Genomic DNA, 14,831 nt, shown 5'->3' with positions numbered 1-14,831 from the left:
GTCAACGAGTGTAGATTAACCACACTCAACGGTCGAAAGCCATGAAGGTGACCATGCCAACGACAACCGCCGCCGCCGTCCTCACCGAGCACGGCAAGCCGCTCAGCCTTCAGGACGTGCCGCTGCCCGACGCGGTCGAGCCCGGCGCCGCCCTGGTCCGCATCACCTGCACCACCCTCTGCGGCACCGACGTGCACCTGTGGGCGGGCCAGATGACGTTCCCCGGGATGCTTCCGATGATCCTCGGCCACGAGATGGTCGGCGAGGTCGTGGAGGCGGGCCCGGGCACCACCGACGCCCTCGGCCGCCCGATCGGGCCGGGCGACCGCATCGGCTGGTCGGAGTCCACCTGCGGCCACTGCTACGGCTGCGCCGTCCTGCGCCAGCCGGTCGCCTGCGCCAACCGCGGGTACGGCTTCATGCAACGCGCCGACCGCCCCCCGTACGCCACGGGCGGCCTGGTCGAGTACTGCTACGTGACCCCGGGCGCGGCCAAGCTGCTGCTGCCCGCCGACGTCAAGGACACCTGGGCCTCGATGTCGGGCTGCGCGGCCAAGACCGTGCTGCGCGCCGTGGACCGGGCCGGCGGCATCAGGGCCGGCTCGACCGTGGTGGTGCAGGGCGCGGGCGCGCTCGGCATCTTCGCCACGGCCGTCGCCGGGATCGCCGGCGCGGGCACCGTCATCACCGTGGGCGGCCCGGACGACCGGCTGGCCGCCGCCGTACGGTTCGGCGCCGACGCCACCGTCTCCACCGACCTGGACAAGGACCAGCGCATAGCCCGGATCAGGGAGCTGGCCGGGGAGCGCGGCGCGGACTACGTGTTCGACCTGGCCGGAGCGCCGACCGTGGCCGAGGAGGCCGTCGCGGTGGGCGCCGAGCGCGGCACCGTGGTGATCGTCGGGTCCACCGGGTTCGAGCTCGCGCCCGTACCGCTCGGGGCGGTCATGGGCAAGGAGCTGACCGTGGTCGGCTCGCTCAACGGCGATATCGCCGACTACCACCGCTCGATCGAGTTCTTCCAGACGTTCGCCGGCCGCATGCCGTGGGACGAGCTGTTCAGCGAGCCCGTCGGCCTGTCGCAGGCCGGCGCCTGCGTCGAGTCGATGTCCAGGCTCGGCCAGATCAAGGCCGTCGTCGATCCCCGCCTGCCCTAGGAGCCGTACCGTGCAGACCATCCCGCGCCGACGCATCGGACGCAACGGGCCCGAGACGGGCGTGCTCGCGCTCGGCTCCTGGCACACCTACGACCGCATGGACTTCCACGACGCGGTCACCATGATCCGCGAGGCCGTGGACCACGGCATCGACCTCTTCGACGTCGGCGTGTACGGCTTCCCCGGCATGCCGCCGGTGTTCACCGACGTGATCTTCTCGGCCCTGGTGCGCGCCGCCGGCCTGCGCCGCGAGGACTACCTGCTCTCCTCCAAGTTGTGGCTGGAGGGCTACCCGGAGCACAGCCTGCGCGACCAGCTGGAGAACGCCCTGTTCCGCGCGGGCGCCGAGCACGCCGACCTCGTGGTGCTCGGCGACCTGCGGCACGACGGCGTCGACCTGCACCGGCTCGTCCTCGACCTGGACGGCCTGGCCAAGGCCGGGCTGATCAGGAGCTGGGGCGTCAACAACTGGTCGGCGACGAACGTGCAGACGCTGATCGACGCCGCCGCCGGCGAGGGCGTCGAGGGCCCGGCCATCGCGCAGCTCAAGTACAGCGTCTCGCGGCGCTCGATCCCCGACGGCGCGCCGTTCGCCCGGATCTTCGCCCAGGGCGTCACCCTGCAGTCCTCGGACGTGCTGGAGGGCGGCGTGCTGCTGGGCAAGGGCGTGGACCGGCAGGTCGGCCGCGACCCCGGCGGCATCAGGGAGCGCATCGCGGACTCGGCGGCCGAGCTGGCCCGCCTCGCCGCAGAGCTGGACGCGACCCCGGCGCAGGTGTGCGTGGCCTTCACACTCACCCACCCGGCCAACACCACGACGCTGTTCGGCGCGACCAGTCTGGAGCAGCTCCGCGACAACCTGGCGGCCGTGGAACTGGTCGAGCGGGTCGGCGCCGAGGAGTTGCGGGCGCGGGTGGAGCCGCTGTGGGCCGACCGGGACGCCGTCGACCCGGAGGGCCCGTGAGCACGCCGCCGAGCAGGGGCTACGAGGGCTTCGGCGGCACGGCCCGCGAGCTGGCCTCGCAGTCCACGCCCTGGTGGCCGCAGCGGCGGCGGGCGCGTCCGGGGGCGCCGAACGTGGTCGTCGTGCTGGTGGACGACCTGGGGTTCAGCGACCTGTCGCCGTTCGGGTCGGAGATCGACACCCCGTACGCGCAGGCGCTGGCCGGGTCGGGTTACCGGTTCACCAACTACCACAGCACGCCGCTCTGCTCGCCCTCCAGGGCCGCCCTGATGACCGGGCTCAACCCGCACCGGGCCGGGTTCGCGATGGTCGCCCACGCCGACCCGGGTTATCCCGGCTACCGGATGGAGCTCCCGCCGGAGGCGCCCACGCTGGCCGAGTCGTTCCGGGCCGGCGGGTATGCCACGTTCATGGTCGGCAAGTGGCACCTGACCCTGGAGTCCAGGATGCACGACGGCGCCGACAAGAGCTCGTGGCCGCTGCAACGCGGCTTCGACCGCTACTACGGCTCCATGGACGGCTTCACCTCCCTGTTCCACCCCCACCGGCTGATCAGCGACAACGGCCCGGTCCCCGACGAGGGTTTCCCGGACGACTTCTACCTGACCGACGCCCTCACCGACCGCGCCATCGGCATGATCGACGGCCTGCGCGCCAACGACGCCGGCAAGCCGTTCTTCCTCTACTTCGCCCACCAGGCCGTGCACGGGCCGGTGCAGGCCAAGTCGGCGGACATCGCGAAATACCGCGGCCGCTACGACGCGGGCTGGGCGCGGGTCCGCGAGGAACGGTTCGCCCGCCAGCTCCGCGACGGCCTCTTCCCCGAAGGCACGAGACCGTCGGACCCGGACCTGCCGCCGTGGGCGGAACACGCCGAGCTGTACGCCCGCCACATGGAGGTCTACGCCGCCGCCGTGGACGCCGTGGACCAGAGCCTCGGCCGGCTGGTCGAGCACCTGAAGCGCATCGGCGAGTACGACAACACGATCATCGTCCTCACCAGCGACAACGGCGCGACCGGCGAGGGCGGCCCGGAGGGCACCCGCAGCTACTTCAGCCGCTTCGTGCACCTGGCCGGGCTGCCGGCCGACTGGTGCCCCGACGTGCCGCGCGACCTCGGCCTCATCGGCGGCCCCCAGGTCCACGGCCACTACCCGCGCGGCTGGGCGAACGTCTCCAACACCCCGTTCCGCCTCTACAAGGGCCACGCCTACGCGGGCGGCATCCACGTCCCGTTCGTGTTGTCCTGGCCGGCCGGGCTGCCCAGGCGCGACGACGACCCGGGCGTGCGCGACCAGTACGCCTACGTCACCGACGTCGCCCCCACCCTGCTCACCCTGGCCGGGCTGGAGCGTCCCGGGGACGTGGACGGCGTGCCGTTCGACCACCTGCTGCGCGAGCGCGACCGGCCGAGCCTGCACCGCTCCCAGTACGTGGAGTGTGGCGGCCAGCGCGGCTACTTCGAGGACGACTACAAGATCATCGCCCCGCACCTGCCCGGCACGCCGTTCACCGACGACGGCTGGGAGCTGTACGACATCGCCCGCGACCCGGCCGAGACCACCGACCTGGCCGCCGAGCAGCCCGGACGGGTCGCCGACCTGGCCGCGAAGTGGCGGGCCGCGGCCTGGCTCAACACGGTCTTCCCGCTGGCCGACACGCCCGGCATGCTCAACACCCGGCCGGCGAGCGAGCTGCCGCTGTCGGAGCCGGTCACGATCCGGCCCGGCACGCCGGTGCTGGAACGGTTCCGGTCGGCCAAGCTCACCTCGCTGCGGTCGTTCACCGTCGAGGCGTGGCTGGATCGGGAACCCGGCGACGAGGGCGTGATCGTGGCCCACGGCGACCAGGGCGGCGGCTATGTCCTGTTCGTCGAGGACGGCGAGCTGCGGCTGACGTACAACGCCTACGGGGTGCCGGTGCGGGCGGCGGGGCCGCTGGCGGCGCAGGGCCCGGTGACGGTCATGGCCCGCTTCACCGCGCTGCCGGAGATGCGCTGGGACATCGAGGTGCTGGCGGAGGACAAGCCGGTGCTGGCCGTCGAGGGGGTGCCGCAACTGCTCGGCATGGCCCCCTTCACCGGCATCAGCGTCGGCTACGACTACGGCGGCCCGGTGGACTGGGAGCTGCACGAGCGCAGGGGCGTGTTCCGCTACCGCCGCGGCCTGGACCGGGTGCGGTACGTCCCGGGCGAGAAGGCGCCCTACAACCCGGAGATCATCGCGCTGGCCGAGGACCTGGCGCAGCGCGCGATCGAATGACGGGTCACAGGTGGTAGGCGTACTCGCCGAACTCCCAGTCGGTGACGTGCCGCTGGAAGCGGGCGACCTCGTCACGCTTGTAGGCCAGGAAGGCGGCGGTGAAGTCCTTGCCGAGCAGCTCGGGCAGCTCGCCGTCGGCCTCGAAGGCGTCCAGGGCCTCGGGCAGCGTCATCGGCAGCACCGGGGCCCTGGAGGCGTCGTAGCCGTACCCGACGAGCGGGGCGGGTGGTTCCTCGCCAGCCCGTACGCCCAGCAGCGCGGCGGCGGCCGTGCCCGCGACCAGCAGGTACGGGTTGGCGCTGGCGTCCCCGAGCCGCAGCTCGAACCGGGCGCCGGCGCCCCGCTCCGGTGGGATGCGCAACATCGCGCTGCGGTTGTCGAGCCCCCAGTCGATGAGCCAGGGGGCCAGCGTGTCGGGGCCGAACCGCTTGTAGGAGTTGACCGTCGGGTTGGCCAGCGCCGCCAGCGCGGGGGCGTGGGCCAGCACGCCCGCGATGGCGTGCCGCGCGGTCGCCGACAACCCGTACGGCGCGTCCGGGTCGTCGAAGGCGTTGCCGCCGTCCTCGCCCAGGCACGACAGGTGCAGGTGGAAGCCCGACCCGCCCTCGTCGTTGAACGGCTTGGCCATGAACGTCGCCAGCCTGCCCTCCACCCGCGCCAGCTCCTTGACCGCCGCCTTGAACCAGAAGGCCCGGTCGGCCGCGTCCAGCGCCTCGGAGTGCCGCAGGTTGATCTCGAACTGGCCGCTGCTGAACTCGTGGTTGCCCGCCGTCACGCCGAGACCGAGGTCGCGCAGGTGCCGCAGGGTACGGGTCAGGTGGCCGTCGGGGTCGCCGCGGCGACCGGCCGTGTAGACGTTGCCGGTGGCCTCGGCGTAGCGCTGCCAGCCGCCCGCGGGGGCCGGGTCGCACAGGAAGTACTCCAGCTCGGGGCCGACGACCGGGCGCAGGCCCTGCCCGGCGCAGCGGGCCAGCACGGCGCGCAGCAGGTCGCGCGGCGACTCGGGGGCCGGGGCTCCGGTGGCGGGATCGACGACGTCGCCGTGGCACCAGGCGACGCCGGGCTCCCAAGGCAGCGGTGCGAGCGTGGCCAGGTCGGGTACGACGGCGATGTCGGGCAGCCCCGCGTCCAGGCCGCCGCTGATGTCGGCGGTGCTGCCGCGCGGGGTGGAGTGGTAGACCGCCCGGCAGAAGGCCAGGCCGTGGCCGACGGCGTCGGGAAGGGACTCCAGCAGGACGTCGCGGGCGCGGTCGGTCCCGGTCAGGTCGGGGTAGGTCACGCGGACCACGTCGACTCCCCGCTCGCTCAGGCGGTCGATGTGCTGCTGCACCGGTGTCTCCTAGAGTCGTTTGAGGTCAAACGTAACGGTGACGTATGGATAGCCGCAAGTGGTGTTGACCGATCGGGCTCGTTGTTCCTATTTTATTTGGAACCAAACGAGTTCCAGGAGGACCACCTTGGCCGGCGTCCGCGGCTACTTCCACCCCAAGACGGCCACAGGCCGCTCGTCCCTCGTCCCGGAGCCGCCGTGGCACTACTCCGGCGACCTGCTCACGATCGAGTACCGCACCGACCCTGACCGGGTGCGCGCGCTGCTGCCCGAGCCGCTGGACCTGGCCGAGGAGGACCCCGGCGCGGTCGCGCTCATCTGGGCCGACTGGCAGTCCTGCTCCGGCTCCCGCGAGGAACTGCTCGACCCGGTGCGCTCGCAGTACAAGGAGGCGTTCGCCGTCGTCCGCTGCTCCTACCGGGGGCGGACGTACTCCAGGTGCGTCTACATCTGGGTGGACAAGGACTTCGCCGTCGCCAGGGGGCTGCACCAGGGCTATCCGAAGAAGCTGGGCTCGATCCACCAGACCAGGCCCCACCCGTACGGGCCCGCGCCCAGGATCGAGGCCAGCGCCCGGTTCGGTGCGACGCTGGCCGCCGCCGACCGCCGCCTGGCCCAGGCCGTCGTGACCCTGCGCGAGCCGTCGCCCGGCAACGGGTTCGTCAACGGCCACCCGATGGCCCACCACCGCTGGCTGCCCGCCATCGGCAAGGGCGGCGGGCTCGCGCTGGACGAGCTGGTCGAGTCCGGCGCCGCCGCCTTCGAGGCCGGACAGGCATGGGCGGGCGATGGCGAGCTGGAGCTGTTCGACTCCCCGACCGAGGAACTGTCCAGACTGGCGGTACGCGAGCCCATCGCCGCCTACTACCGCCAGGTCGGCGTGGTCTGGGACGGCGGCACGCTCCTGGAATCCGGCACGTCCGGCGCGCACTGAGCCGAGACGCGCACTGAGCCCCGTGAGAATGGAAGCACCCGACATGTCCGAACAGATCACCGGCCAGATCACCGCCGCCGCGGCCGCCGTCGACACCCGCCACTGGATCGGCGGCCGGCGCGTCGCCTCCGCGCGCACGTTCACCGACCTCTCGCCCATCGACGGGAGCACGCTCGGCGAGATCGCCCGCGGCGGCCAGGCCGAGGTGGACGCCGCCGTCGCCGCCGCCCAGGACGCCTTCCCCGGCTGGGCCGCCACCCCGCGCGCCGGACGCGCCGCCGTGCGCCGGGCGATCGCCGAGGGCGTCGAGAAGCGGCTGGAGGAGCTGGCCGCCGTCGAGACCGCCGACAACGGCGCCCTGCTGCGCTCGCACCGCCGCGGCGTCATGCCCCGCGTCGCGCACAACTTCCGCTTCTTCGCCGACTGGCTGGAGAGCCTCGGCCACGACGACTTCGACACCCGCGGCCACGCCAACCACGTCTCCTGGGACCCGGCCGGCCCCTGCGCCCTGATCACCCCCTGGAACGCGCCCCTCATGCTGGCCACCTGGAAGATCGCCCCCGCGCTGGCCGCCGGCGACACCGTGGTGCTCAAGCCCGCCGAGTGGTCGCCGCTGACCGCCTCCCTGCTGGCCGACATCGCCGCCGCCGGGCTGCCGGACGGCGTGCTCAACGTCGTCCAGGGGCTCGGGGCCGAGGCCGGGGCCGCCCTGGTCGAGCACCCCGGCATCCGCCGGATCAGCTTCACCGGGTCGGTGCCGACCGCGCGGCGCATCGCCCGTTCGGCCGCCGCCAACCTCACCCCGCTCAGCCTGGAACTGGGCGGCAAGTCGCCGCTGCTGGTCTTCGCCGACGCCGACCTCGACCTGGCCGTCGACCTGGCCGTCGAGCAGTACGACAACGCCGGGCAGGTCTGCCTGGCCGCCACCCGGCTGCTGGTCGAGTCGCCGATCGCCGAGGAGTTCACCCGGCGTTTCACCGAGCGTGCCGCCGCCCTGGTCCAGGGCGACCCGCGCGAGGAGGCCACCGACGTCGGCCCCAACATCCATCCCCGCCAGGTGGACAAGATCGACGGGTTCGTCCGGCGGGCCCTGGCGGCCGGGGCGCGCGCCGTCGTCGGGGGCGAACGTGGCGACGGCCTGTACTACCGGCCCACCCTGCTCACGGACGTGGCCCAGGACAGCGAGATCGTGCAGGAGGAGGTCTTCGGCCCGGTGCTCACGCTCCAGACGTTCGACACCGAGGAGGAGGCCGTGCGGATGGCCAACGACACCCGCTTCGGCCTGGCCGCCACGGTCGCGACCGGCGACCGCGAGCGCGCCCGCCGGGTCACCGAGCGGCTGGTCGCGGGCACGGTCTGGGTCAACTGCTTCTTCGTACGCGACCTGCGAGCGCCCTTCGGCGGCTCCCGCGAGTCCGGCGTCGGCCGCGAGGGCGGCACCTGGAGCTTCGACTTCTACTGCGACCTGAAGAACACCGTCACCGCGCCGAAGGGCTGGAGCGACCATGGGTGAGATCGTCGGGGCGGGCCTGCTGGCGCACGTCCCCACCATCGTGCTGCCCGAGCGGACCCGGCTGGAGCTGAACGAGGGCAAGGAGATCACCCTCGTCACCGGCCTGCGCGAGCTGCGCCGGGACGTCTTCGAACGCGACGACTACGACACCGTCGTGGTGCTGGACTCCCACTGGGCCACCACGGTCGAGTTCGTGGTCACCGCCCAGCCGCGCCGCGCCGGGCTGTTCACCTCCGAGGAACTGCCGCGCGGCATGTGCCGGATGCCGTACGACTTCCCCGGCGACCCCGAACTGGCCCGCAACGTGGCCTCCTTCGCCGGGAAACACGGCACCTGGATCACCCCGATCGACGACGAGTACCTGCCGATCTACTACGCCACCACCAACCTGTGGAAGTACCTCGGCGAGGGCCTGCCCGCCAAGCGCTGGGTGAGCATCGGCGTGTGCCAGACCGGCGACATGGAGGACCACCTGCGGCTCGGCCGCGCGCTGGCCGACGGCGTCGCGGCCACCGACCGCCGGGTGCTGGTGATCGCCTCCGGCGCGCTGTCGCACACGTTCTGGCCGCTGCGCGAGCTGCGCGACCACGAGTCCAGCGACCCGCGCCACATCTTCACCCCGGAGGCCGCCGCGGCCGACCGGCAGCGCATCGAATGGTTCAGGCAGGGGCGCCACGACGAGGTCCTGCGCACGATGCCGGAGTTCTGGGCGTACAAGCCCGAGGCCCGGTTCTACCACTACATCATGCTGGCCGGCGCCCTCGGCGAGGAGCGCTGCACCGCCCCCGCCCGCCAGTACGGCGAGTACGAGAACTCCGTCGGCACCGGCCAGGCCCTGATGTGGTTCGACCGCCCGTCCGGCGGCTGGACCGCCCCCCGACAGGAGAACGCCCATGCCTGAGTACCGCCGCATCCTCCTCGACGGCGCCGTCACCGAGACCGTCCGCGAAGGGGACGAGCTCGTCGCCGGGGACGGCCGCCGCGTCGCGATCGACGAGGCCGCGCACCTGCCGCCGGTCGTGCCCACGAAGATCATCGCGGTGCACCTCAACCACCGCAGCCGGGTCGAGGAGTTCCGCACCCGGCTGCCCGACGCGCCGACCTACTTCCACAAGCCCACCTCCGCGCTCAACTCCCACCGGGGCGCGGTCGTGCGCCCGGAGGGCTGCAAGTGGCTCAACTACGAGGGCGAGATCGCCATCGTCATCGGCCGTACCTGCCGGAACGTCGCGCCCGAGGAGGCCGCGGAGCACATCGCGGGCTACACCGTGGCCAACGACTTCGGGCTGCACGACTTCCGCGACACCGACGCCGGGTCGATGCTGCGTGTGAAGGGCTCCGACACGCTCTGCCCGCTCGGCCCCGGACTGGTGACCGACTGGGACTTCCGCGGCAAACACCTGCGGACGTACGTCAACGGCGAGGTGGTCCAGGACGGCAACACCGACGAGATGACCTGGGACATGCACTACCTGGTCGCCGACATCGCCAGGACGATCACCCTCTTCCCCGGCGACGTGCTGCTGTCGGGCACCCCGGCGGGCTCGCGGCCGGTCCGGCCGGGCGACGTGGTCGAGGTCGAGGCCGGCGGCCTCGGCCGGCTGACGAACCACGTCGTGACCGGGCCGGTGCCGATCCGGGCCGACGTCGGCGCGCAGCCGACGGAGTCGGAGGAGGTGCGCTCGACCGCGCTCGGCGGCGACTGGGAGTTCCGGGGCATCCGCCCGCCGCGCCGGTCATGACCGCGAAGGAGAGCAGGCAGTGGCGGACCACCGTTCCATCACCGAGACCGAGAAGCTGGTCGAGGCCAAGCTCGGCGGCATCCCCGTGCTGCGCGAGCAGATGGCCGTCGTGGCGAACATCCACCGCGCCGCGGCGGCCGTCCGCCAGCACCTGGAGAACACCGTCCTGCGCGGCGCCGACCTGACCTGGACCGGGTTCGTGGTGCTCTGGGTCATCTGGATCTGGGGCGAGCCGGAGTCGCGCCAGGTGGCCGAGGAGGCGGGCGTCTCCAAGGGCACGCTGACCGGGGTCGCGCGCACGCTGGAGTCGCGCGGCCTGGTCGCCCGCGCCCCCCATCCGGGGGACGGCCGCCTGGTGCTGCTCAGGCTCACGCCGGAGGGCGAGACGCTGATGCGGCGGTTGTTCCCGGCGTTCAACGCCGAGGAGGCGTTCGTCGCCGGGCAGCTCACCCCGGCCGAGTGCCTGACGACCGCCGACGCGCTGCGCCGGATCGTCAGGCAGGTCGAGACCGGCGGCGAGCGGCGCAGGCTGGCCCTGCTCGACTGCCGGCCGCCGGCGCCGCGCCGCAGCGGACGCCGCCGGCGGCTCACAGAGGGTGACTGAGGATGCGGCGGCCCTCGTCGCGGAAGCCGCGCCCGCCGTAGTAGGCGAACAGGTGGCTCACGTCGGCGCCGTTCGGGGCGATCACGATCTCCAGGGCCGTGCACCCCTGGCCGGCGGCCCATCGGCGGCTGTCCTCGATCAGCCGTTCGGCCTCGCCGCGCCGCCGCGCCCGGGGTGTGACGTACAGGTCCTCCAGCTCGGCGCACAGCCCCTTCTCCAGCCCGAACGTGGTCGTGGTGATCCCGAACGCGACCAGCGCGCCGTCGCTCTCGCTGACCGCGACCCGGGCCGCGGGCGAGGCGATCAGCGTGGCGAGGTTGTCCTTGAGCGTACGGGCCGGGGTGGTGAAGCCGTCCTCGGCGTAGAAGGCGACGGCGAGGTCGTGGAGTGCGGGCAGGTCGTCAGGGACGGCGGCGCGGATCATGCGAGCCATCATGCCCCGACTCGCGGACGAGCGCGTCGAACAGGGCCTGCTGAGCCGGGTCGCGGTGGGCGGTGTCCTCCGGATGCCACTGCACGGCGGTGAACCAGCCGGGCGGGCCGTCGTGCTCCAGGGCCTCCACCGTCCCGGCGGCGGCGTACGCGGCGGGGGACAGGCCGCCGCCGAGCCGGTCGACGCGCTGGTGGTGGAAGCAGGACGCCTCCACCTTCTGCGTCCCCGCCACCTGTTCCAGGAGGGAGCCGGGGCGCAGCGACACCGGGTGGACGACGTGCCGGTGGCCGCCCTCGGGGCCGCCCATGTCCTGCTCCAGGGTGCCGCCGAGGGCCACGTTGACGACCTGGAGGCCGCGGCAGACCGCCAGTGTGGGCAGCCCGGCGGCCAGCGCGTGGCGGGCGAGGGCCAGGTCGAAGGCGTCCTGCTCGTCGTCCACGTCGTAGACGTCCTCGTGGGTGTCGGCGGCGCCGTACCGGTGGGGGGCCACGTCGCCGCCGCCCGGCAGGAGGAGGCCGTCGAACCTGGCCAGTCTCCCCGCCACGTCGTCCCCGGCGGGGTGGATCGTGGCCGGCTCGCCGCCCGCCCGCCACACGGCCTCCACCAGGGCGCGGGCGCTCACCTCGGCCGCGTAGCGCAGGGCCGAGGCGGAGGCGGAGAAGCGGGCGGGGATCGCGATCAGGGGTCTCACAACTGGATCCAGGTGGTCTTGAGCTCGGTGTACTTCTCCAGCGCGTGCGCCGACTTGTCGCGGCCGTTGCCCGACTGCCGCATGCCGCCGAAGGGCACGGTCAGGTCGCCCTCCTCGTAGCAGTTGACCCAGACGGTGCCCGCCTTCAGCGCGCGGGCGACGCGGTGGGCGGTGCCCAGGTCGGAGGTCCACAGCCCGGCCGCGAGGCCGTACTCGGTGTCGTTGGCCAGGCGTACGGCCTCCTCCACGTCGTCGAAGGCCAGCACGGACAACACCGGGCCGAAGATCTCCTCCCTGGCCAGCCGGGCGCCGGGGTCCACCCGGTCGAAGACGGTCGGTTCGAGGTACGCGCCGCCGTAGCCGGCCAGGATCCGGCCGCCGCCCGTACGCAGCCGCGCGCCCTCGGCGAGCCCGGCCTCGACGTGGCCGCGCACCCGTTCCAGGTGGGCCTCGCCGACCAGGGCGCCCATCTCGGTGGCCGGGTCGAGGGGATCGCCGACCCGCAGCGTACGGGCCCGGGCGACCACGGCCTCCGTCACCCGGTCGGCGACCGACCTGTGGACCAGCAGGCGGGAGGGCGCCGTGCACATCTCGCCCTGGTTGAAGAAGATGCCCCAGGCGGCGGTGGCGGCGGCGGCCTCCAGGTCGGGGGCGTCGGGCAGGATGATGTTGGGGGACTTGCCGCCCAGCTCCAGCCACACCCGCTTGAGGTTGGAGTCGGCCGAGTAGCGCAGGAAGTGCCGCCCGACGGCGGTGGAGCCGGTGAAGGCCAGCACGTCCACGCCGGGGTGCAGGCCGAGCGCCCGCCCGGCGGTGGGCCCGTCGCCGGCGACCACGTTCAGCACGCCCGGCGGCAGCCCGGCCCGGGTGGCCAGCCGGCCCAGCTCCAGGGCCGACAGCGGCGACGACTCCGACGGCTTCAGCACGACCGTGCAGCCCGCGGCCAGGGCGGGGGCCACCTTCCAGGAGGCCAGCGTGAGCGGGAAGTTCCACGGCACGACCGCGCCGACGACCCCGGCGGGCTCGCGGGTGACCAGCGCCAGGGCGTCGGCGGGCACGTGCGGGGCCTCGTCGGTGAGCTTGCCGGCCAGCTCGCCGTACCAGCGGAAGGTGGTGATCGCGGCGCGCAGCTCGATGTCGTGCGCGTCGGTGATCGGCTTGCCCATCTCCAGGCTGACGAGCAGCGCCAGGTGCTCGCGCCGTTCCTCGATCAGGGACGCCAGCCGTACCAGCGCCCGCCCGCGCTCGGCGGGCGCCATCCGCGGCCACGGCCCGGAGTCGAACGCCCGCCGCGCGGCCGACACCGCGAGCGCGACCTCCGCCTCGCCCGCGTCGGCCACCTCGATCAGCACCCGGCCGTCGCGCGGCGAGCGCACCGGGAAGGCCGCGCCGCCGCCGGGCTCGTCGGCGCCGTCGATGTGATGCGCGGACGGGAGCCGCACCGCCGCGGCCCGGTCCAGCCACTCCTCGTGGGTCACTGTTCACCTCGCTCGTGGACGATCCGGCCGTCGAAGACCGTCAGGTCGATCGGCAGGTCCGGGAGGTCGTGCGGATCGGCCGCCCGCAGATCGCCGCCGAGCACGCACAGGTCGGCGGCCATGCCGGGCCGCAGGGTGCCCTTCCACGTCTCGGCGAAGTCCTGCCGGGCGGCGTTGACCGTGTAGGCGCGCAGCGCCACCTCCAGCGGCACGCACTGCTCCGGCCCGCTGGCCCGGCCGCTCGCCCGCGACTCGCGCAACATCATCGCGGCCACGGCCCGCCGCCAGTCCGGCTCGGTGATCGGGGCGTCGGAGCTCGCGCAGACCGCGATCCCGGCCTCGTGGGCGGTGCGCACGGGCCACTGGTAGTCCGAGCGCTCCTTGCCGACGACCTCGTCCATCAGGTCGGCGGTGGCCCACTTGATGGCGGGGTTCATGTTGACGCCGTAGCCGCGCGCGGCCAGGGCGGCCAGGCTGCGGGGCGAGGCGAAGTCGGCGTGGATCAGGTAGTGGCGGGCGTCCGGGCGCGGGACGGCCTCGTCGGCGGCGGTGAACGCGGCCACCACGGCGTCGATCGCCCGGTCGCCGGTGACGTGCACGCCGAGCTGGTGGCCGGCCTCGTGCGCGAGGCGGATCATCTCGGCCAGCTCGGCCTGCTGCCGGGCCGGGCCTTCGCCGTGCACGCACAGCGCGCCGTGCCCGCCGCCGCCCGGGTACGGGTCGTGCATCCACGCGGTCTCGTTCGGCGGCACGCCGTCGGCGAAGATCTTGACCCCGATCACGGCCAGGCGTTCGGGGTCCAGCCCGCCGGGCACGATCCCGGCCAGCTCGGCCAGCCCCCGGGTCACGTCGGCCGCGCCGCCACCCATGGGGGCCGGCAGCAGCAGCACCCGTACGCGGGCGTCCAGCGCGCCCTCGGCGGCCAGCTCGGCGTACGCCCGCAACGTGTCGGTGCCGAGCGCGCCGCCGAGGACGTCCGCGCCGCCCGGCCCGAGGCCCGGCTCGGTGTAGCTGGTGATGCCCTGGGCGTGCAGCGCCGCCACGGCCGCCCGGACGGCCTCCTTGCGCTGGGCCACCGTCGGCGGCGGGATCAGCCGCTGGACCAGCGACTGCGCGGCCTCCTTCAGGATCCCGGTGGGCTCGCCACGCCCGTCGGTCTCGATCACGCCGCCCGGCGGCGCGGCCGTGCCGGGGCCGATGCCGGCCAGCTCCAGGGCCCTGGAGTTGACCCACATCATGTGGCCGGAGAAGTCGGTCAGGCAGACCGGCCGGTCGGGGGCGGCGGCGTCCAGGTCGCGCCGGTGCGGGCGGCGGCCGGGGTCGGCCCGGCACTCGGCCAGGTAGCCGACGTCCCAGCCGAGCCCGGTGAGCCAGCCGTCGCCGGGCGCGCGGCGTACCGCGGCGGCGATGTCGGCGATGGAGCCGACCGCCGGATGGCCCACGTTCAGCGCGAACGGCGGCCTGCTCAGCGCCCACGCCGCGCCGTGCAGGTGGGAGTCGTTGATCCCGGGCAGCACGGTACGGCCGGCCAGGTCGATCACCCGCGTGCCCGGTCCGGCCAGTGCCCCGATCGCCTCGGTGGTCCCGGTGGCGAGGATCCTGTTCCCTCGTACGGCCACCGCTTGTTCGGTGGCGAACGTCTCGTCGAGCGTCAGCACGTCACCGTTGATCAGGATCAGGTCCGCCGGATCTGACATGGTCGGCCCTTCTGCCGGAAACAGGAT

General features: G+C 73.7%; 13 protein-coding genes. 8 read left to right on the top strand and 5 right to left on the bottom strand.

Annotated features, from left to right (window positions below):
• Positions 1-53: 53 nt before the first annotated feature.
• From DMB42_RS10175 to DMB42_RS10165, 3 genes are read left to right on the top strand one after another with little or no spacing between them, the layout of a single operon-like run.
• Complete coding sequence (locus DMB42_RS10175) at positions 54-1,157, top strand: zinc-binding dehydrogenase (RefSeq protein WP_125633034.1); 1,104 nt, start codon at positions 54-56, stop codon at positions 1,155-1,157.
• Positions 1,158-1,167: 10 nt separating this feature from the next.
• Complete coding sequence (locus tag DMB42_RS10170; protein WP_125633032.1) at positions 1,168-2,121, top strand: aldo/keto reductase; 954 nt, start codon at positions 1,168-1,170, stop codon at positions 2,119-2,121.
• The gene (locus DMB42_RS10165; RefSeq protein ID WP_125633030.1) at positions 2,118-4,382 is read left to right on the top strand and encodes an arylsulfatase; all 2,265 of its coding nucleotides are present in this window, start codon (positions 2,118-2,120) and stop codon (positions 4,380-4,382) included. The genes DMB42_RS10170 and DMB42_RS10165 overlap by 4 nt, the downstream gene beginning before the upstream one ends.
• Before the next feature lie 4 nt (positions 4,383-4,386).
• Here DMB42_RS10165 and DMB42_RS10160 read toward each other — a convergent pair whose 3' ends face one another.
• Complete coding sequence (locus DMB42_RS10160) at positions 4,387-5,712, bottom strand: glutamine synthetase family protein (RefSeq protein WP_221762082.1); 1,326 nt, start codon at positions 5,710-5,712, stop codon at positions 4,387-4,389.
• Positions 5,713-5,839: 127 nt separating this feature from the next.
• On the opposite strand from DMB42_RS10160, the gene DMB42_RS10155 reads away from it, so the two are divergent.
• From DMB42_RS10155 to DMB42_RS10135, 5 genes are read left to right on the top strand one after another with little or no spacing between them, the layout of a single operon-like run.
• Positions 5,840-6,646 carry an acetoacetate decarboxylase family protein gene (locus DMB42_RS10155; protein WP_125633028.1) on the top strand — a complete coding sequence of 269 codons (807 nt, stop codon included), beginning with the start codon at positions 5,840-5,842 and terminating at the stop codon, positions 6,644-6,646.
• A gap of 43 nt (positions 6,647-6,689) precedes the next feature.
• Positions 6,690-8,159 (top strand): aldehyde dehydrogenase, encoded by a 1,470-nt coding sequence (locus tag DMB42_RS10150; protein ID WP_125633026.1) that lies wholly within the window; start codon positions 6,690-6,692, stop codon positions 8,157-8,159.
• A complete protein-coding gene (locus DMB42_RS10145; protein ID WP_125633024.1) occupies positions 8,152-9,060 on the top strand; it encodes a 3,4-dihydroxyphenylacetate 2,3-dioxygenase in 909 nt (302 codons plus the stop codon). Before DMB42_RS10150 ends, DMB42_RS10145 begins: the two co-directional genes overlap by 8 nt.
• Complete coding sequence (locus DMB42_RS10140) at positions 9,053-9,901, top strand: fumarylacetoacetate hydrolase family protein (protein WP_125633022.1); 849 nt, start codon at positions 9,053-9,055, stop codon at positions 9,899-9,901. The genes DMB42_RS10145 and DMB42_RS10140 overlap by 8 nt, the downstream gene beginning before the upstream one ends.
• A 19-nt stretch (positions 9,902-9,920) precedes the next feature.
• Entirely contained in the window at positions 9,921-10,505 is a 585-nt protein-coding gene (locus DMB42_RS10135; protein WP_125633020.1) for a MarR family winged helix-turn-helix transcriptional regulator, read from the top strand.
• Here the strand turns inward: DMB42_RS10135 and DMB42_RS10130 are convergent.
• From DMB42_RS10130 to DMB42_RS10115, 4 genes are read right to left on the bottom strand one after another with little or no spacing between them, the layout of a single operon-like run.
• Positions 10,489-10,929 (bottom strand): GNAT family N-acetyltransferase, encoded by a 441-nt coding sequence (locus tag DMB42_RS10130; protein WP_221762081.1) that lies wholly within the window; start codon positions 10,927-10,929, stop codon positions 10,489-10,491. The two genes, DMB42_RS10135 and DMB42_RS10130, sit on opposite strands and share 17 nt — an antisense overlap.
• The gene (locus tag DMB42_RS10125) at positions 10,907-11,629 is read right to left on the bottom strand and encodes a gamma-glutamyl-gamma-aminobutyrate hydrolase family protein (RefSeq protein ID WP_260477600.1); all 723 of its coding nucleotides are present in this window, start codon (positions 11,627-11,629) and stop codon (positions 10,907-10,909) included. Before DMB42_RS10125 ends, DMB42_RS10130 begins: the two co-directional genes overlap by 23 nt.
• On the bottom strand, positions 11,626-13,107 hold the full coding sequence (locus tag DMB42_RS10120) for an aldehyde dehydrogenase (RefSeq protein ID WP_125633016.1): 1,482 nt from the start codon (positions 13,105-13,107) through the stop codon (positions 11,626-11,628). The genes DMB42_RS10125 and DMB42_RS10120 overlap by 4 nt, the downstream gene beginning before the upstream one ends.
• Positions 13,104-14,804, bottom strand: a complete 1,701-nt coding sequence (locus DMB42_RS10115; RefSeq protein WP_125633014.1) for an amidohydrolase — start codon at positions 14,802-14,804, stop codon at positions 13,104-13,106. Before DMB42_RS10115 ends, DMB42_RS10120 begins: the two co-directional genes overlap by 4 nt.
• Positions 14,805-14,831: the final 27 nt, after the last annotated feature.

Source organism: Nonomuraea sp. WAC 01424, from assembly GCF_003947315.1.
Lineage (GTDB): Bacteria > Actinomycetota > Actinomycetes > Streptosporangiales > Streptosporangiaceae > Nonomuraea > Nonomuraea spiralis.
This window is presented reverse-complemented; position numbering and strand designations above follow the sequence as displayed.